The sequence below is a fragment of the Sphingopyxis sp. P1IMeth2 genome (assembly GCF_900185685.1).
Taxonomy (GTDB): domain Bacteria; phylum Pseudomonadota; class Alphaproteobacteria; order Sphingomonadales; family Sphingomonadaceae; genus Sphingopyxis; species Sphingopyxis terrae_A.
This window is the reverse complement of the sequence record NZ_FYAT01000012.1, coordinates 1-16,360: the sequence shown is the minus strand read 5'-3', so window position 1 is coordinate 16,360 and position 16,360 is coordinate 1. Positions and strand designations below refer to the sequence as shown.

General features: G+C 66.0%; 17 protein-coding genes and 1 pseudogene. 6 read left to right on the top strand and 12 right to left on the bottom strand.

The genetic code is table 11. The features are described 5' to 3' along the window. The first annotated feature begins 45 nt into the window (after nucleotides 1–45). Nucleotides 46–1,152 (top strand): aspartyl protease family protein, encoded by a 1,107-nt coding sequence (locus P1IM2_RS06930; protein WP_186401919.1) that lies wholly within the window; start codon nucleotides 46–48, stop codon nucleotides 1,150–1,152. On the opposite strand, the gene rsmD is transcribed toward P1IM2_RS06930, so the two are convergent. Together rsmD and P1IM2_RS06920 are read right to left on the bottom strand one after the other, a co-directional pair. After that, nucleotides 1,149–1,691 carry a 16S rRNA (guanine(966)-N(2))-methyltransferase RsmD gene (gene rsmD, locus P1IM2_RS06925; protein WP_186401918.1) on the bottom strand — a complete coding sequence of 181 codons (543 nt, stop codon included), beginning with the start codon at nucleotides 1,689–1,691 and terminating at the stop codon, nucleotides 1,149–1,151. The two genes, P1IM2_RS06930 and rsmD, sit on opposite strands and share 4 nt — an antisense overlap. After that, nucleotides 1,691–2,545 (bottom strand): pseudouridine synthase, encoded by an 855-nt coding sequence (locus tag P1IM2_RS06920; protein WP_040590028.1) that lies wholly within the window; start codon nucleotides 2,543–2,545, stop codon nucleotides 1,691–1,693. The genes rsmD and P1IM2_RS06920 overlap by 1 nt, the downstream gene beginning before the upstream one ends. Before the next feature lie 157 nt (nucleotides 2,546–2,702). On the opposite strand from P1IM2_RS06920, the gene P1IM2_RS06915 reads away from it, so the two are divergent. The 3 genes from P1IM2_RS06915 (at nucleotide 2,703) to P1IM2_RS06905 (ending at nucleotide 5,414) form a co-directional block, all read left to right on the top strand. Continuing rightward, nucleotides 2,703–3,140 (top strand): response regulator, encoded by a 438-nt coding sequence (locus P1IM2_RS06915; protein WP_003044165.1) that lies wholly within the window; start codon nucleotides 2,703–2,705, stop codon nucleotides 3,138–3,140. 58 nt (nucleotides 3,141–3,198) lie between these two features. Next, the gene (locus P1IM2_RS06910) at nucleotides 3,199–3,936 is read left to right on the top strand and encodes a DUF1223 domain-containing protein (protein WP_186401917.1); all 738 of its coding nucleotides are present in this window, start codon (nucleotides 3,199–3,201) and stop codon (nucleotides 3,934–3,936) included. Between the two features lie 80 nt (nucleotides 3,937–4,016). Next, on the top strand, nucleotides 4,017–5,414 hold the full coding sequence (locus P1IM2_RS06905; RefSeq protein WP_003044156.1) for an MFS transporter: 1,398 nt from the start codon (nucleotides 4,017–4,019) through the stop codon (nucleotides 5,412–5,414). Here P1IM2_RS06905 and P1IM2_RS06900 read toward each other — a convergent pair. From P1IM2_RS06900 to purB, 8 genes are all read right to left on the bottom strand, one after another. Continuing rightward, entirely contained in the window at nucleotides 5,411–6,727 is a 1,317-nt protein-coding gene (locus P1IM2_RS06900) for a folylpolyglutamate synthase/dihydrofolate synthase family protein (protein ID WP_186401916.1), read from the bottom strand. The genes P1IM2_RS06905 and P1IM2_RS06900 overlap by 4 nt on opposite strands. 31 nt (nucleotides 6,728–6,758) lie before the next feature. Continuing rightward, nucleotides 6,759–7,610, bottom strand: a complete 852-nt coding sequence (accD, locus tag P1IM2_RS06895) for an acetyl-CoA carboxylase, carboxyltransferase subunit beta (RefSeq protein ID WP_003044151.1) — start codon at nucleotides 7,608–7,610, stop codon at nucleotides 6,759–6,761. Further along, nucleotides 7,607–8,398 (bottom strand): tryptophan synthase subunit alpha, encoded by a 792-nt coding sequence (gene trpA, locus P1IM2_RS06890; RefSeq protein ID WP_186401915.1) that lies wholly within the window; start codon nucleotides 8,396–8,398, stop codon nucleotides 7,607–7,609. Before trpA ends, accD begins: the two co-directional genes overlap by 4 nt. Continuing rightward, nucleotides 8,395–9,615 (bottom strand): tryptophan synthase subunit beta, encoded by a 1,221-nt coding sequence (gene trpB / locus P1IM2_RS06885; RefSeq protein WP_062903211.1) that lies wholly within the window; start codon nucleotides 9,613–9,615, stop codon nucleotides 8,395–8,397. Before trpB ends, trpA begins: the two co-directional genes overlap by 4 nt. A gap of 99 nt (nucleotides 9,616–9,714) precedes the next feature. Next, on the bottom strand, nucleotides 9,715–10,347 hold the full coding sequence (locus P1IM2_RS06880) for a phosphoribosylanthranilate isomerase (protein ID WP_186401914.1): 633 nt from the start codon (nucleotides 10,345–10,347) through the stop codon (nucleotides 9,715–9,717). 139 nt (nucleotides 10,348–10,486) lie between these two features. Further along, on the bottom strand, nucleotides 10,487–11,161 hold the full coding sequence (gene pyrF, locus P1IM2_RS06875; RefSeq protein ID WP_003044140.1) for an orotidine-5'-phosphate decarboxylase: 675 nt from the start codon (nucleotides 11,159–11,161) through the stop codon (nucleotides 10,487–10,489). After that, the gene (locus P1IM2_RS06870; RefSeq protein WP_058811860.1) at nucleotides 11,158–11,505 is read right to left on the bottom strand and encodes a lipopolysaccharide assembly protein LapA domain-containing protein; all 348 of its coding nucleotides are present in this window, start codon (nucleotides 11,503–11,505) and stop codon (nucleotides 11,158–11,160) included. Before P1IM2_RS06870 ends, pyrF begins: the two co-directional genes overlap by 4 nt. 86 nt (nucleotides 11,506–11,591) lie before the next feature. After that, nucleotides 11,592–12,905, bottom strand: coding sequence for an adenylosuccinate lyase (purB, locus tag P1IM2_RS06865; protein ID WP_186401913.1), 1,314 nt, complete (start codon nucleotides 12,903–12,905; stop codon nucleotides 11,592–11,594). 215 nt (nucleotides 12,906–13,120) lie between these two features. Between purB and P1IM2_RS06860 the strand changes: the two genes are divergently transcribed. After that, entirely contained in the window at nucleotides 13,121–13,624 is a 504-nt protein-coding gene (locus tag P1IM2_RS06860) for a calcium-binding protein (protein WP_186401912.1), read from the top strand. A gap of 69 nt (nucleotides 13,625–13,693) precedes the next feature. On the opposite strand, the gene rnk is transcribed toward P1IM2_RS06860, so the two are convergent. Together rnk and radC are read right to left on the bottom strand one after the other, a co-directional pair. Next, nucleotides 13,694–14,122 (bottom strand): nucleoside diphosphate kinase regulator, encoded by a 429-nt coding sequence (gene rnk / locus P1IM2_RS06855; RefSeq protein WP_082657299.1) that lies wholly within the window; start codon nucleotides 14,120–14,122, stop codon nucleotides 13,694–13,696. Between the two features lie 229 nt (nucleotides 14,123–14,351). After that, the gene (gene radC / locus P1IM2_RS06850) at nucleotides 14,352–15,044 is read right to left on the bottom strand and encodes a RadC family protein (RefSeq protein ID WP_186401911.1); all 693 of its coding nucleotides are present in this window, start codon (nucleotides 15,042–15,044) and stop codon (nucleotides 14,352–14,354) included. Between the two features lie 224 nt (nucleotides 15,045–15,268). On the opposite strand from radC, the pseudogene P1IM2_RS06845 reads away from it, so the two are divergent. Further along, nucleotides 15,269–16,360: pseudogene (locus P1IM2_RS06845) on the top strand (hypothetical protein); the annotation flags it as partial.

Sequence of the window (16,360 nt, the reverse complement as noted above, 5' to 3'; positions counted from 1 at the left end):
GCACGCCGTTCTTTCATCGCCTCATGGCCGGTCATCGCCAGCCTCATGCTGCCGGGTTCCGCGGCCGCTTTGGCGCCAATGGTCTTCGCCGCACCGATCAGGCTGCAGGGCAATCGCGTCTGGCTTGATGTGTCGGTGGAAGGCTTGCCTCCCGAACCGTTCATTCTCGACACCGGTACCACCGAAAGCCTGATTTCGGATAGCTGGGCGAACTCCGTCAAGCTGCGCGAACGCGGCGCGAGCATTATCGGCGGCCTGGGCGGGGTAGAGCGGACGTCGGTCCTGCGCGTCGAGGATGTGGTGATCGGCGGCACCTTTCGCATCCCCTATATGGAATTTCACGGCACCAAGTCAGTCGTCGACTCGAGCACCCGGGGATTGATCGGCGCGCCGCTGTTTACCGATATGGACAGCGATCTTGATTTCGTGGCGAACCAGTGGCGCATCTATCCCGATGGCCGTAGCGAGCGGCCTGGCATGTATCTGATACCCGAAAGCTATATGCCCCGCCGGGCGAGCTACGGTTTGACCACGCCCGTGCAGATCGGCGATTTTTCCGGGCGCTTCCTGATCGACACAGGCGCACCCCGCAACATCCTGCTCGATGGCAAGGCGGCGCGCGACATCGGTTGGTGGGATAGCGAACGACCCTATGTTCCCGTGCGTGCAAGCGGCTTCGGCAAAGGAAGTCTGCGGACCCGTATGTTCCGGGCGGACAAGGTCCTTCTTCACAAATTCGCCTTTCCGCGCGCGCTGGTCACACTTGCTGAGCCCGGCCCGCGGAACGGCAATTTCGATAATGTCGAGGGGTTGGTCGGGTTGGACATGATCCGCCATTTCCACCTGTCGACGGATCCCAAGCGCAAACAGCTATGGATGGCGCCCAACGGACTCGATTTTGCAGGAACCGAGCGCTATCCGATGTCGGGGCTGTGGCTTGACCGCAAAGGTACGCGTATCGTGATCGAGGATGTTGGCAACGGCAGCCCGGCCAAGGACGCCGGGCTGCAACCGGGCGATACGCTTGTGGGGGTCGAATGGAACGCGATGTTGCGCCGGCTGGGCGGCAAGCCCGGGGATCAAGTCGCGTTCGATTATGAACGCGACGGGAAGCGCGGTCACGCGCAGTTCAATCTGAAGCCCTATCTTTAGTCGGCACGGAGCAGCGTCAGCTTAGCTTTTCCGACCTTTCGCTCCGCTTCGATCGCGAAGCCCGCGACGTCGACGCTTTCTTTCTCGCCTGTTTCGATCGAGATCCAGCTATCGGTATCGACCCAGCCGAGCCGCGCCAGCTTGTCGAGTGCGACACTGCCCGCGCCGGTTGCATAGGGCGCATCGAGCAGCAGCAGATCGAAACTGCGTGGCGCTGGCCCAAGTGCGAGGACCGAACCGGCCCGCACCTCGGCGCGTCCGGCCGCACCGAGCGCCGCCAGATTCTTGCGCAGGGCGTCGATCGCCTCGCGATCCTGCTCACCGAACAGGCACTGCACGGCGCCGCGCGACAAGGCCTCGATCCCCAGCGCGCCCGACCCCGCGAACAGGTCGGCGACATACAAGCCCTCGAAACTACCGAGCCGGCTTGCAAGCATGGAGAAGAGTGTCTCGCGCGTGCGGTCGGCGGTCGGGCGAGTGGCATCATTCTTGGGCGCGATCAACTTGCGACCGCGCCATTTGCCGGAAATGACGCGCATCAGCTCATCCGCCGCCGGAACTGGAACAAGGCATCGCGTGGTACGACCTCGACCGCGCCGACATCGAGGCCGTCGAGCTCGAAAGCGCCATATCGCGTCCGGATCAGGCGGCTCACCTGCAGCCCCAGATGTTCGAGCACGCGGCGAACCTCGCGATTCTTGCCCTCGGTCAGCGTCAGCTCGATCCACTGGTTGCGCCCCGTCCGCCGTTCGAGATTGGCGTCGATCTTGCCATAGCGGACCCCGTCGATCTCGACCCCCTCGACCAGTTCCTCGAGCTGCGCTTGGCTGATGTCGCCAAACGCGCGGGCGCGATAGGTGCGCTCGACCCCGCTGGCGGGCAGTTCGAGCTGGCGCTTGAATTCGCCGTCATTGGTCAGCAACAGCAAGCCCTCGGTATTATAGTCGAGCCGCCCGACGGGCATCAGCCGCGGCAGCCCCTTGGGCAGCACGTCATAAATCGTCTTGCGTCCCTTGGGGTCGCGCGCCGCGGTCAGGCAGCCGACCGGCTTGTAGAAGCGATAGAGGCGCGTCGATACGGGCTTTGCGACCGGATTGCCGTCGACGGTCAAGCCCTCGAGCGATGAGAGCAGCGGCGCCGGTTGCACGATCACCGCGCCGTTCAGTGCAATGCGGCCTTCCTCGATCATTCGTTCGACATCGCGCCGTGACCCGACGCCAGCGCGCGCCAGGAGCTTGGTGATGCGCTGCGGCCCGTCCTCGCGCTCCTCTTCCTTCGGCGGAGCCTTACGCGGCGGTTGTGCAGCGCGCGCGCTGCGGCGGCCACGCGGAGCGTCGCCCTGCGGGGAAGCGGGCGGGCGGGACGGCGAACGGGGTGGGCGGCGTGTCGTCATCGGAACGGATGCGGCTTTCATATCGTTATTCGGGAAAAGGGATGTTGTAATATGGCCACGCTCATAGCCGGAAAAGTGTCGCTTCGTCGATGGCAAGCAAAAGCAATCTTGCGAGGACGCGCACGCAGAGTCATGCGGCGGACGGAAGGTAGGTAAAATGCTCTTCGCGTCCCGCCCGTCCTGCTTCAAACGGCTGCTGATCGTCGAGGATGATCCGCTGGTCGCTTTCGACAATGAGCGGACCCTGAAGCATGGTGGCTATGACGTCGTTGCGACGGTCGATTCGGGCGAAGCGGCTGTCGCGATGCTGGCAGACAAGACGATCGATGCGCTGATCCTCGACCTCAAGCTCGCGGGGCACATGACGGGACGCGAGGTTGCGCGGCTCGCGCGCGACCGCGGCGTTGCCGTACTGCTGGTAACGGGGCAATGTCCCGAAGATGCGGGCGACATCGCGCTCGCCTGCCTGACCAAGCCGCACGGGGCGGCGGCGCTTCTCCACGCGGTTCGCGCCGTCGAGACGATGGTGTGCAAGCACAAGATGCCGCGCAAGGTGAGCGGGATGCAAACCTATTGGCGTCCCGAGGCCGCGTAACCGGCCCGCTGCCTCCACCGAACCGGCGGTTGAGTGCCGATGCGCGAGGAGGATCCCGTTGAAGATATTGCTTCCGCTGTTCAGCTTGGCTTTGGGGGCGGCCGCCGCGCTCCTGTTCGGGCCATCCGATCGACCGTCCGCCGCCATCGCGGCTTCGACGCCGCCCGCGGCGCCCGTGCTGGTCGAGTTGTTCACCAGCCAGGGTTGTTCCTCCTGTCCGCCCGCCGACCGGTTGCTCGAAAGACTGGATGCCGAAGGCTCCGTGGTCGCGGTCAGCCGCCCCGTTACCTATTGGGACCGGCTGGGATGGAAGGATACGCTCGCGCGCGCCGCGAACGATGCGCTTCAGGACCGCTATGCGCGGCGCGGGCTGCCGGGGGCGGGCGTTTATACCCCCGAAACCGTCGTGCAGGGGAGCGCGGCCGCCGTCGGATCGGACGAGCGGGCGCTGCGCCGGATGCTCGGCGCCGCGCCAAGCGACGCGGCGCTTCGCCTCGACGGCGGCCGTGTGGTCGCTTCGCGGTCCGCAGCGGGTGCCGAATTGCGCTTCGTGGCGATCGCGCACCGCGCCTCGGTCGACGTCGCCCGCGGCGAGAATGGCAACCGGACGCTGGGCTATACCAATGTGGTGCTGGCCGAGGCGGCGGTTCCTTGCCCCGCAAGCGGCGCCTGCGCGGCTGCAATACCCGCAGCGATCGCGGGCCAGCGCGGCGCCGACCGCTGGGCGGTGCTGTTGCAGGACCGCGCCGGCGGGCGCGTGCACGCCGTCCGCTGGATCGGGCGCCCCGCCAAATAGATGCTTCCAATTTGGTCCTGTTGCTTTAGGCCGAACGGTTCGATGCGTCGCCGGTCAGCCGAGCGCGACAGGGAGGATCTATGCAGGCAGATATGGCGCCGCCGCCACCGCAAAGCTGGTGGGACAGCATCCGGCCCTATCTGGAACGCGCGCCGCTGGCGGCGCTGCTGCTCGGCATTTCGTCGGGATTTCCCTATGCGATGATCGGTGCCACCTTGACGACGCGACTGTCGCAGGACGGTTTCGAAAAATCATCGATCACCGCCTTTTCGCTCGCCTTTCTCGTCTATAATTTCAAACCGCTGTGGGCCTGGATCGTCGATACGATCCGCCTTCCGGGGGCCGGGGTGGTCGGCCAACGGATCAGTTGGCTGATCCTGACGGCCATGCTCGTCATGCTGGCGGTCGGCAATCTCGCGCTGGTCGATCCGCAGCAGGTCGGCCAGTCCCCCGTGGGGCACCTCATGCAGCGGTTCGGGCTTGGCCATGAAGGCGAATTCGCCGCGCTGTTCGAAATGGCGGTCGGTGCGGTTCTCGTGGGTGCAGCGGGCGCGACGTTCGACATTGTGATCGACGCCTACCGGATCGAGATATTGAAGCCCGAACAACTCGGTGTCGGATCGGGCATGTCGCAATATGGCTGGCGGATCGGATCGGCGGGCGCCGGTGCGCTCGCGCTCTATCTTGCCGCGCGGCAAGGATGGGAGGCGGCCTATCTGGCATGTGCGCTTTTTGCATTGCCGGCGGTCATTGCGGGCTTTTGGGTCGGCGAGCCCGAGCGGCACCGCGCGGCACTCTCGCGCGAAGGCAAACCAGGACTTGTCGCGGGTATCATCGGTCCCTTCCGCGAGTTTTTCAGTCGCCATGGCGCCTGGCTGGTGCTGCTGTTCATCCTGCTCCACAAGATCGGCGATACGCTCGCGAATCTGACGCTGCGCCTGCTGCTCAACGATCTTGGCTTCAGCAATGACGAGATTGCGATCTACGACGTCGGTATCGGCTTCTGGGCCTATCTGATCGGCATTTTCATCGGCGGGATTCTCTACGCGCGGATGGGCATGAAAAAGTCGGTACTGCTCAGCCTGATCCTGATGGCGGTGAGCAATTTCAGCTTCGCGCTGCTCGCGGCGGCGGGCCACAGCAATTGGGGCCTCGCCGGCGCGATCGGGTTCGAAAATATTGCGAGCGGCATCGGCGGCGTCGTTGTCGTCGCCTATTTCTCGGCACTCTGCGACTTGCGCTTCACTGCGGCGCATTATGCGCTGATCTCCTCCGCAGCGAGCATTGTCGGTCGTTTCCTGACCGGCACCACGGCGGGCGCGATGATGGACAATATGGGCAATGTGAACTTCTATCTGTTCACCGTCGCCGCAGCCCTGCCGGGTATTGTCCTATTCTGGCTGATGATGCGCAGCGGGCTCGTTGACCAATCGGTCGGCACGGCGGGTACCCGGCATGCGCGCGAGGCGTCGGCCTAATCGGGCAATTCGCCGTTCGCGCGCAGCACCTCGCCCGCAAGGTAAAGCGAGCCGGCGATCAGGACGATCTCGGTCACAGGGTCTACGGCCAATCCGGCCAGCGCAGCCTCGACGGTATCGGCCGCGAGCGCTTCCGGCCCGAAGGCTGAGGCGCCATGATGCTCGTGCCCGGGCACCGGCACGACGGTGATCGAGGCGAGCTTGCCGGCGAGGGGATCGATCAACGCCGAGGGATGCTTGTTGGCGAGCATCCCGGTGACCAGATGGATGCGGCGCGCATCGCCCGCAAAATGCTGCGCGAGTTGATGCCCTGCATCGGCATTGTGGGCGCCGTCGAGCCACACCGTCGTGGCGGGCGGGAGCAGCTTTGCGAGCGGTCCGCTCTCCAGTCGTTGCAACCGCGCCGGCCAGTAAGCCGCGGCGATGCCGCGCTCGATCGCGCCCGCATCGGGTTTCGGTCCCGGCGCGAGATGGAGCATCGCAATCGCAAGGCCCGCGTTGCGCATCTGATGCCCGCCCGCCATGCGCGGGCGCAGCAAGGCGGGGAGTTCCCCGTCCATCGACCGCCAGCGAAAGGCGTCGCCGACGGCTTCGACCGACCAGGTTTCGCCCTCGACGAACGGGACCACGCCCGCCGCCTCGGCCCGGTCCGCGATTACCCGCGCCAGCGGCGGCGGATAGGCGAGCGTCGCCAGCGCGGCGCCGCGCTTGATTATGCCGGCCTTTTCCCACGCGATCCGTTCGGCAGGGCGCGTCGGGGTGCCGTCTTCGGGCGCGAGCAGAAAGGCCTCATGGTCGATGCCGAGCGAGGCGATGCCGCACACCGCCGGCGCCGGGATGATATTGGTCGCATCGAGTCGTCCGCCCAGCCCGACCTCGATGATGCAATCGTCGGCGGGGATGCGCGAAAAGGCAAGGAAAGCCGCCGCAGTCGTCACCTCGAAAAAGCTTGCGTGCAGCCCTTCCGCGACGTCGAGGGCTTCGCCAAGCAAGGCCGCGAGCGCCGCATCATCGATCAGGGTGCCCGCCAGTCGGATGCGCTCGTTAAACCGGACGAGGTGCGGGCTGGTATAAGCGTGGACCCTGCGCCCCTGCGCCTCCAGTATTGCGCGCAGATAGGCGCAGGTCGATCCCTTGCCGTTGGTCCCTGCGACATGGAAGGTCCGCGGCAGCCGGTCTTGGGGATCGCCGAGGCGCGCGCACAGTTCGCCGATGCGTTCCAGCCCCAATATGTCGCGACCCGGCGACAGCGCCGCGAGGCGGTCGAGCTGCGCCTGAACGGCGGGATCGGAACTGTGCGCGTGGTCGGGCATGGATTCTCCCTCCGTCCGTCAGGAGGAGGGATCAAGCCGCCTTTTCGGGCGCGAGATAGCCGATCAGGCGGCCGAGCGTCGCGGGCAGCTCCTTGCGATGCACCACCATGTCGATCATCCCGTGATCGAGCAGATATTCGGCGCGCTGGAATCCTTCGGGCAGCTTTTCGCGGATCGTATTTTCGATCACGCGCTGGCCCGCAAAGCCGATCAGCGCATTGGGCTCGCTGATCTGCACATCGCCCAGCATCGCATAGCTCGCGGTCACGCCGCCCGTCGTCGGGTCGGTGAGCAGCACCACATAAGGCAGGCCCGCGCGGCGCAGCCGCTGGAGCGCAACCGTAGCGCGCGGCATCTGCATCAGCGACAGCGTGCCTTCCTGCATCCGCGCGCCGCCCGCGGCGGTGATCGCGATGTAGGGGACGCCGCGCTTGATCGCGGCCTCGACCCCGGCGACGAAGGCTTCGCCGACCGCGACGCCCATCGATCCGCCCATGAAGGCGAAATCCTGCACCCCGATCACGGCGCCCTGGCCCGAAATGCGGCCGAAGGCGTTCTGGTAAGCGTCGCGGTCGCCGGTCTGCGCGCGTGCGGCCTTGATGCGGTCGACATATTTCTTGGTGTCGCGGAACTTCAGCGGATCTTCGGGTGCCGCGGGGGCGGCGATCAACTCGTGCAGGCCGCCGTCGAAAAGCTGCGCGAAGCGCTCTTTGGCGCCGATGCGGTCGTGATGGTCGCAGCGCGGGCAGACGTTCAGATTGTCTTCCCACTCCTTGACGAACACCATCTGCTGACACTGGCGGCATTTGTGCCAGAGGTTGTCGGCGGTGTCGCGCTTGGCGGTGAAGGGCAGGGCGTTGCGAACGCGGTCGAGCCAGCTCATGCGGCGATCTCCTTTGCGCTGTGGATAGCATCGGCGAGCGAACGGGTGAAGGCCTCGACATGCGCCGCCGCGGCGTCGCCATGCTCGGCAATGATGTCGATGAAGGCCGATCCGACGACGACGCCGTCGGCAACCTTGGCGATGTCGGCCGCCTGCGCGGGGGTGCGAACGCCGAATCCGACCGCGACCGGCAGGTCGGTCGCGGCTTTCAGGCGCGCAACCGCATCCTCGATGCTCGCCTGAGCGGCCTGCTGCATCCCGGTGATCCCGGCAACCGAAACATAATAGAGAAAGCCGCCCGCGCCGTTCAGCACGTCTGGCAGGCGCGCCGCGTCGGTCGTCGGCGTTGCGAGGCGGATCAGGTCGACCCCGGCAGCGCGGAGCGCGGGGCCGAGTTCGGGATCTTCCTCCGAGGGAATATCGACGCAGATGACGCCGTCGACCCCTGCTTTCGCGCACTCTGCGGCGAACCAGTCGGCGCCACGGATCGTCATCGGATTGGCATAGCCCATCAGCACGAGCGGCGTGTCGGGATGGCGCTGGCGGAAGGCGGCGGCGATACCGAACAGGTCGGCGGTGGTCGTCCCCTTGGCGAGGCTTCGCAGGTTTGCGGCCTGGATCGCGGGGCCGTCGGCCATCGGATCGGTGAAGGGCATGCCCAGTTCGATCACATCGGCACCCCCCGCGACGAGCGCGTCAAGGTTCGCGGCGGTGTCGCCATCGCCGCCGGTGATGAAGGCGACGAGCGCAGGGCGCGGCTTGGCGAAGGCGGCGGCGAAGCGGGTCACAGCTTTACCCCCAATGCTTCCGCCACGGTGAAGATGTCCTTGTCGCCGCGACCCGAGCAATTGACGATGATGATCTTGTCCTTGCCCAGCGTCGGCGCGATGCGTTCGGCAGCGGCGATCGCGTGCGCGCTTTCGAGCGCGGGGATGATGCCTTCGAGCTTGGTCAGTTTCTGGAAACTTGCGAGCGCCTCTTCGTCGGTGACCGGTTCGTAACGCGCGCGGCCGATGTCATGCAGCCAACTATGCTCGGGGCCGATGCCCGGATAGTCGAGCCCCGCCGAGATGCTGTGCGCCTCGGTGATCTGGCCGTCCTCATCCTGCAGCAGATAGGTCTTGTTGCCGTGGAGGATGCCGGGTTTGCCGCCGGCGAGGCTGGCGGCGTGCTTGCCGCCCAATCCTTCGCCCGCGGCTTCGACGCCGACGATCTCGACGTCTGTGTCATCGAGGAAGGGATGGAACAGCCCGATGGCGTTCGACCCGCCGCCGACGGGGGCGATCAGCATGTCGGGCAGGCGCCCTTCGGCTTCGAGAATTTGCGCCTTCGCTTCCTCGCCGATCACCGACTGGAAATCACGCACCAGTTCGGGATAGGGATGCGGCCCCGCGACGGTGCCGATGATGTAGAAGGTGTCCTCGACGTTCGCGACCCAGTGGCGGAGCGCCTCGTTCATCGCATCTTTCAGCGTCTTCGCGCCGCTTTCGACCGCGACGACTTCGGCGCCGAGCAGCTTCATGCGGAAGACGTTCGGCTGCTGCCGCGCGACGTCGACCGCGCCCATGAAAATGGTGCAGGGCAGGCCAAAGAGCGCTGCCACGGTCGCGGTCGCGACGCCGTGCTGGCCGGCGCCGGTTTCGGCGATGATCTTGGTCTTGCCCATCTGCTTGGCGAGCAGGATCTGACCGATGCAATTGTTGATCTTGTGCGCGCCGGTGTGGTTCAGATCCTCGCGCTTCAAATAGATCTTCGCGCCACCCAGATCGTTCGTCAGCCGCTCGGCAAACCACAGCGGGCTCGGGCGGCCGACATAATTTTTGAGCAGATAGTCGAACTCGGCCTTGAAGGCAGGGTCGGCCTGCGCAGCGCGATAATGGCGTTCGAGGTCGAGGATGAGCGGCATCAGCGTTTCGGCGACATAGCGGCCGCCGAAGGCGCCGAAATGGCCGCGCGCGTCGGGCTGGGTGCGGAGGCTGTTGGGCAGGGTCGGTGCTTCGGTCATGGTCATTTCCATCGGTTACGGGTGGGCGCGCACTTGAAGATCGGGTCTCAAGCGGTCAGCGCCATCGTTTTCCGATGCGCATCATGAGGAACTGCGGTGTCAGCATCTGCCGACCGCTTTAAGGAAAGCGGCGATCTTGTCCATATCCTTGGCGCCCGGTGCGCTTTCGACCCCCGACGACACATCGACGAGCGGCGCGCCGGTTTCGGCGATCGCCTGTGCGACATTGGCCGGGGTCAGTCCGCCTGCGACGCCCCAATCGATCGAGTGGCGATGGCCCTTGAGCAGCGACCAGTCGAAGCGGGCGCCGGTGCCGCCGGGCAACGCCGCTGCCGGCGCATCGAACAAGATGCGGTCGGCCGCACCTTCAAACTGCCGGACGCGTTCCAGCGTTCCGGCATCCTTCAGGCCGACCGCCTTCCAGACTTCGGCGGGAACGAGCCGTTTGACCGCGGCGAGCCATTGGGGTGTTTCATTGCCATGAAACTGGACGATGTCGGGGCGCACCGCGCTGAGCGCCTCGCCGGTCACCTGTCGCGAGGCATTCACGAGAAGGAGCGCAACCTTCACTTTCCCCCCGGCGCGCTGGCGAAGCGCGGCAGCGGTCTTCAGATCGACGTGGCGCGGACTCGGTTCATAGTGAACGAGGCCGATGTGCGTCGCGCCGAGCCGGATAGCGGCGTCAACCGTTTCGGGCGTAGAGAGGCCGCAGATTTTGACAAGTGGGGGCATATATCAGGGTTCGATCATTTAGGTCATTGCGAGCGAAGTGAAGCAATCTCCAGCCATCGGCGTAACACAATCCCGATAGCTGGAGATTGCTTCGTCGCCTTCGGCTCCTCGCAATTACGATGGTTGAATGAAAGTGTGTTTACAGCGTCGCTTCGATCGCGCGCGCCGCGAGGTCGGGGTCCTGCGACTGGCTGATCGGTCGGCCGACGACGAGGATCGAGGCGCCGTCAGCCATCGCCTGCGCCGGGGTAACGATACGCTTCTGATCGCCGGCACGGCCGTCAGCAGGGCGCACCCCCGGTACGACGAAGAAGCCGCCGGGCCATGCCTTGCGCGCGGCCTTCACTTCCTGGCCCGAGCAGACGATGCCGTCGAGACCCGATTCGCGGGCCAGCGCGGCGAGGCGGACGACCTGGTCGTGCGGGGTGCCGCCGACGCCGATATCATCGAGATCGGGCGCGTCGAGGCTGGTGAGCACGGTAACGCCGACCACCTTGGTCGCGCTTCCCGCGACTGCCTTGGCCTCTTCCATCATCGCGCGGCCGCCCGCGGCGTGGACGGTCAGGATCGCGGGTTCGAGCGGACGCAGCGCCTGGATCGCCTTGGCAACGGTGTTCGGGATGTCGTGCAGCTTGAGGTCGAGGAAGATCGGCAGGCCGAGCTTCGCCATTTCGTGCACCCCGTGATGACCGTTGGCGCAGAAGAATTCGAGGCCGAGCTTCAGCCCGCCGACATGGTGGCGCACCCGCTGCGCCAGCGTCAGCGCGGCATCGAGGTGGGGGGTGTCGATGGCAAGATAGACAGGCGAGCTCATTGCGGATCCAGCGGCGAGGGTGGGATGTCGTTGACGGGCTTCGACTGCGGCGCCGGTTCGGGCGTGAGCGGCGTCTCGGCGGGGCGGTTGGCCATGGCGCGCAAGTCGGCAAGTTGCCGTTCGCTCGTTTCGATACGGCGCTTCAGTGACCAGCGCGAGGTACGCAGCGCGATCCACAGCGGCAGGCTGCCGATCAGAAAGGCGGCAAAGATCAGCACCGGCAATTTGGTGTCGAGCACCTGTCCCGGCCATATGGTCACGGTGACCGGATTCCAGTTGGCCATCGAAAAGACGACGAGAATGATGGTCAGCAACACCCAGATGACGGTTCGCACGATTCCCACGTTATTGCGCTCCTTTACCGGCCTCTGCATCGAACCCTAAGCGACTTTGGCGCACGATGCGAGTCTCTGGGCGAGGCCCGGCGCGTTCAGCCGCCGAACACCCGCGCAAAGATCGTGTCGACATGCTTCATATGATAGTCGAGGTCGAACAGCGCGGTCAGTTGCTCCGCCGACAGTCGCGCGGTCACGTCGGTATCGCCCTTCAGCAGTTCGAGCAACGAAAGCTCGCCGTCGCTTTCCCAAACCTTCATCGCATTGCGCTGGACGAGCGCATAGCTGTCCTCGCGGCTCGCCCCTGCCTGGGTCAGCGCGAGCAGGACGCGCTGCGAATGGACGAGGCCGCCCATGCGATCGAGATTTTTCTGCATACGCTCGGGGTAAACGAGCAGCTTGTCGACCACGCCGGTCAGTCGCGCGAGCGCGAAGTCGAGCGTGATCGTCGCGTCGGGACCGATGAAGCGTTCGACCGACGAATGGCTGATATCGCGCTCGTGCCACAGCGCGACATTCTCCATCGCAGGGATGGCGGCGCTGCGCACCATGCGCGCAAGCCCGGTCAGATTTTCGGTGAGCACCGGGTTGCGCTTGTGCGGCATGGCCGACGAGCCCTTCTGCCCCGGCGAAAAATATTCCTCCGCTTCGAGCACTTCGGTGCGCTGAAGGTGGCGGACCTCGACCGACAGGCGTTCGATCGACGAGGCGATCACGCCGAGCGTTGCGAAGAACATGGCATGGCGGTCGCGCGGAATGACCTGCGTCGACACGGGTTCGATCGCGAGGCCCAGCTTCGCCGCGACATGCGCTTCGATGCGCGGGTCGATATTGGCAAAGGTGCCAACCGCGCCCGAAATCGCGCAGGTCGCAATTTCCGCGCGCGCTGCGACCAGCCGCGCCTTGCAGCGGGCGAACTCGGCATAGGCTTCGGCCATTTTGAGTCCGAAGGTGACGGGCTCGGCATGGATGCCGTGGCTGCGCCCGATCGTCGGGGTCAGCTTATGTTCGTATGCGCGGCGTTTGATCGCCTCGAGCAGCGCGTCGAGGTCTGCGAGCAGGATGTCGGCAGCCTGCGCGAGTTGCACCGCGAGGCAGGTGTCGAGCACGTCGCTCGACGTCATGCCCTGATGCATGAAGCGCGCTTCTTCGCCGACATTTTCGGCGACCCAGGTCAGGAAGGCGATGACGTCATGCTTGGTGACCGCCTCGATGGCGTCGATCGCGTCGACGTCGATGACGGGTTTCGTCGCCCACCAGTCCCACAGCGCCTTCGCGGCGGACTGGGGAACCGTGCCCAGTTCCGCGAGCGCCTCGGTCGCATGCGCCTCGATCTCGAACCAGATGCGAAAGCGATTCTCGGGCGACCAGATGGCGGTCATGTCCGGGCGGGCGTAGCGCGGAACCATTGATGTACCTTCCTTTTGTGCGCCGCTGTTCGGCGCCTTGTCGCAAAACCGCGACGGAATCACGATGGGGCGCCCCCTAGCAGGGGTCGACCGCTTCGCCAATCACCCGCGCTCCGCAACTTCCAGCGAACGCGGACGGTTGCCCCCATGCCCCTTCAGAAAAGGCGGCGGATCGCAAACAGATGCAGGTCCGCCGCCGGTACAGGAGATAGATAATGTTGAAGCAAGTTCTTTTGATCGGCGCCGCCGCGATCAGTTTCCCCGCGCTGGCCCAGGAAGCACCGCCGTCGCCGGGCACCACGCCGCCGACCGAGCAGCCCGAGGCTGCGCCGATGCCCGATAGCGCGCCGGCACCGACCGACACGACGGCTCCGCCGGCCCCCACCGAGCCGGCCACCGATACGATGGCGCCGGCCAGCGAGGCGCCTGCGCAGACCGCGCCCGCCCCGTCGAGCAGCGCAGCCGCGACCCCCGCGCAAATCGCCCAGATCGTCGAAACCGAATTTCCGACCTATGACGGCGACAAGTCGGGCGACCTTAGCTCCGCTGAATTCGGCGCATGGATGAAGAAGCTGCGCACCGCGCAGGATCCCGCCGTCGATCCCGAATCGGCCGATGTGAAGAGCTGGATCGATCAGGCTTATGGCACGGCCGACGCCGACAAGTCGGGCAGCGTTACCAAGGAAGAACTGGTCGCGTTCCTTTCGCGCGGCGCCTGATTTCGCAGTCCTCCCCGCTTGGGGCGATGCAGCCGTCGGAGCGATCCGGCGGCTGCATTGCCATGACCGTCATGCCGCGCGCGGCGGCTGCATGACTGCCCGGATCGTCAACGCCCGTTCGTGGCCGTCGCGATCGGGCCACAGGATCGCGCTGCCGGCGCGCATCCCTATCAACCCGGCACCAATGGGCGTCAGGATCGAAATCCGCCCCGACGCGATGTCGGCATCCGACGGATAGACCAGCCGGACGCTGCGCACCGCGCCGCTCGCTTCGTCGACGAAATCGACCTCGCTGTTCATCGTCACGACGTCGCGCGGGACGTGGCGCTCCTTGTGGACGGTCGCACGGCCGATCTCGCGCATCAGCAGTTCGCTGACCTGCGGCATGCGTTTTTCGATGCCGAGGGCGAGATCGGTCAGCGCATCGGCCTCCGAGTCGATCATGTGAATGGGCGGGCGTTTGCTTGCCTTGGTCGAGGTGGTCTTGGCTACTGTCATTCTTTTTGCTTTCCGCATGGAAAGGGCAGGGCGCGGCCGCGCTCCTGTCGGGATGGTTCGGAAATCTAGCCCCGGTCCGGGGCATGGCACGCCACAGCCCGGGGCTAGAAGCCCGCGAGAAGCTGACCCGCGTGAAGGCGGAAGCGAAGATGGCGCTGCCGAATCTGCATGACGCGATGATGTCGCCTGAGGCCGGGCAAGTAAAGCCCGGCCTTTTGGGCCTCCTGATTCAGAGCAGCCCGAGCGCGCGGAGGCTGCGGTGGCCGCTGCCGCCGATGATGATATGATCGTGCAGCGCGATGCCCAGCCGCCCTGCGGCATCGGCGAGGTCGCGCGTTATCGCGATATCCTGGCGGCTCGGTTCGGGGTTTCCGCTGGGGTGATTGTGGACGATGATGATCGCCGCGGCGCCGAGTTCGAGTGCGCGCTTCACGACTTCGCGCACATAGATCGCCGATTGGTCGATCGACCCCTCGCTCGCGACCTCGTCGCGGATCAGCATGTTGCGCGAGTTGAGGTACAGCACCCGCACCCGCTCGACCTCGATCGGTCCCATGTCGGCGCGCAGCCAGTCGAGCAGCGCATCCCAACTCGACAATAGGGGCTTTTCGCGGAATTCCCCTTTCAGCATCCGGAGGCTGGCCTGCTGGACGATCTTGAGCGCGGCGATCGCGCCGTCGCCCATGCCGTCGACCCGGCGCAGCGATTCGGGATCGGCGCTGACGAGCTGTGGGAACGAACCGAATTCGCGCAGCAATGTCTTGGCGAGCGGCTTGGTATCGCGCCGCGGGATCGCAAGCGCGAGGAGATATTCGACCAGTTCGTAATCGGCCATACCGTCGGCATCGCCGCCGAGCAGGCGCGCGCGAAGCCGCGACCGGTGGCCCGCATGATCGGGAAGGGGGGCGGGCGCGTCGGCCATCGTCAAGGCAATAACCGCCTTGTGGGCACCACTCAACGCTCATAGACACAAGCGCCTATGTCGCGGCGCTTTTTCCTGCATCGAATGGTCTTGCCCTGCGTTGCCGATGGGCATCGAACAGCAATGGTATGCGCAGTGAGCTTTGGCCGGACCTATGATGACGGCGTGACGTCACAGGCGGCCGACGGGTTCGGTCGCGGGTGAGCGAGGCGGAGGCAGCCCGCGTGCGGCGGCGGCGCAAGGCGCCGTGGATCGTCGGCGGCGCGCTCGGTGCGCTGGCGCTCGGGCTTTGGGTTGTCCGCGCCCCGATCGCCGACCGTTTCATTCAGGACCAGCTTGCGAAAAAGGGCGTGCCGGCACACTACGCGATCGAACGCATCGGCCTGTCGACCCAGCGGCTCAGCAACGTCGTTATCGGTAATCCGGCGCATCCCGACCTGACCGCGCGGGTGCTTGAGGTGTCGGTCGGGCTCGGCTTGTCCGGTCCCTACGTCGCATCGGTGCGCGCCGACGGCCTGCGGCTCTACGGCCGCTTCGTCGATGGACAATTGTCGCTCGGCGCGCTCGACAAATTTCGTGACCCGACCGACAAGAGTCCGTTCGCCTTGCCCGATATGGCGGTCAGACTAAGCGATGCGCGGGCGCGCATCGAAACGCCGTGGGGCAATGTCGGCGCGGCGCTGAACGGCGGCGGCAATTTGCGCCGCGATTTTGCGGGAACCCTCGCGCTCGTGGCCCCGCATATCGCCGCTGGCGATTGCCGCGGCACGGGAATCACTTTCTACGGCAAACTCGCGGTGCGCGATGTGCGCCCGCGGCTGACGGGGCCGTTGCGCGGCGCGGCCGTGACTTGCGGCGGCGCGCAGCCGGTCGCGGTCGCCGCGCCGCAGATCGCGCTGGACGTCTCGCTTGCCGAAAATCTGCAGCAATGGGACGGCACCGCCGACGCACTGGTCCAGCGCCTGACGATGCCCGCGCTCGCCGCCGAGCGGGTCGGCGTGAAGGGCCGCTTCACCGGCACGGCCGATCGCACCGCGCTGACGCTGGCAGCGGATGTTGCCAAGCTGGCCGGGCGCGACTTCGCAGCGAGCGGCGTCCATCTCGAAGGCAAGGGCGCGGTCGGCAGCGTCACGCCCAATTTCGAAGGCCGGCTGCGCTTCGCCGATGCAAGCGCGAGCGCGCGTCTGCGCCGGTCGGTCGCGGACAGCGCCGCGGCGCTGGACGGCACCCCGCTAGGCCCGCTCGGCGACCGGGCGGCGCGCGCCTTTGCCGCGGCGCTGGCGGGTGCGAGCGGCGAAGCGGCGGTCGCGCTGACC

Excerpts from the sequence above, each read along its gene's own strand:
- rsmD (WP_186401918.1), bottom strand. The coding sequence starts at position 1,691 with ATGCGCGTCATTTCCGGCAAATGGCGCGGTCGCAAGTTGATCGCGCCC.
- P1IM2_RS06905 (WP_003044156.1), top strand. The coding sequence starts at position 4,017 with ATGCAGGCAGATATGGCGCCGCCGCCACCGCAAAGCTGGTGGGACAGC.
- P1IM2_RS06930 (WP_186401919.1), top strand. The coding sequence starts at position 46 with ATGCTGCCGGGTTCCGCGGCCGCTTTGGCGCCAATGGTCTTCGCCGCA.
- rnk (WP_082657299.1), bottom strand. The coding sequence starts at position 14,122 with ATGACAGTAGCCAAGACCACCTCGACCAAGGCAAGCAAACGCCCGCCC.
- purB (WP_186401913.1), bottom strand. The coding sequence starts at position 12,905 with ATGGTTCCGCGCTACGCCCGCCCGGACATGACCGCCATCTGGTCGCCC.
- P1IM2_RS06860 (WP_186401912.1), top strand. The coding sequence starts at position 13,121 with ATGTTGAAGCAAGTTCTTTTGATCGGCGCCGCCGCGATCAGTTTCCCC.
- pyrF (WP_003044140.1), bottom strand. The coding sequence starts at position 11,161 with ATGAGCTCGCCTGTCTATCTTGCCATCGACACCCCCCACCTCGATGCC.
- P1IM2_RS06900 (WP_186401916.1), bottom strand. The coding sequence starts at position 6,727 with ATGCCCGACCACGCGCACAGTTCCGATCCCGCCGTTCAGGCGCAGCTC.
- trpB (WP_062903211.1), bottom strand. The coding sequence starts at position 9,615 with ATGACCGAAGCACCGACCCTGCCCAACAGCCTCCGCACCCAGCCCGAC.
- radC (WP_186401911.1), bottom strand. The coding sequence starts at position 15,044 with ATGGCCGACGCGCCCGCCCCCCTTCCCGATCATGCGGGCCACCGGTCG.
- P1IM2_RS06880 (WP_186401914.1), bottom strand. The coding sequence starts at position 10,347 with ATGCCCCCACTTGTCAAAATCTGCGGCCTCTCTACGCCCGAAACGGTT.
- P1IM2_RS06915 (WP_003044165.1), top strand. The coding sequence starts at position 2,703 with ATGCTCTTCGCGTCCCGCCCGTCCTGCTTCAAACGGCTGCTGATCGTC.
- accD (WP_003044151.1), bottom strand. The coding sequence starts at position 7,610 with ATGAGCTGGCTCGACCGCGTTCGCAACGCCCTGCCCTTCACCGCCAAG.
- P1IM2_RS06920 (WP_040590028.1), bottom strand. The coding sequence starts at position 2,545 with ATGACGACACGCCGCCCACCCCGTTCGCCGTCCCGCCCGCCCGCTTCC.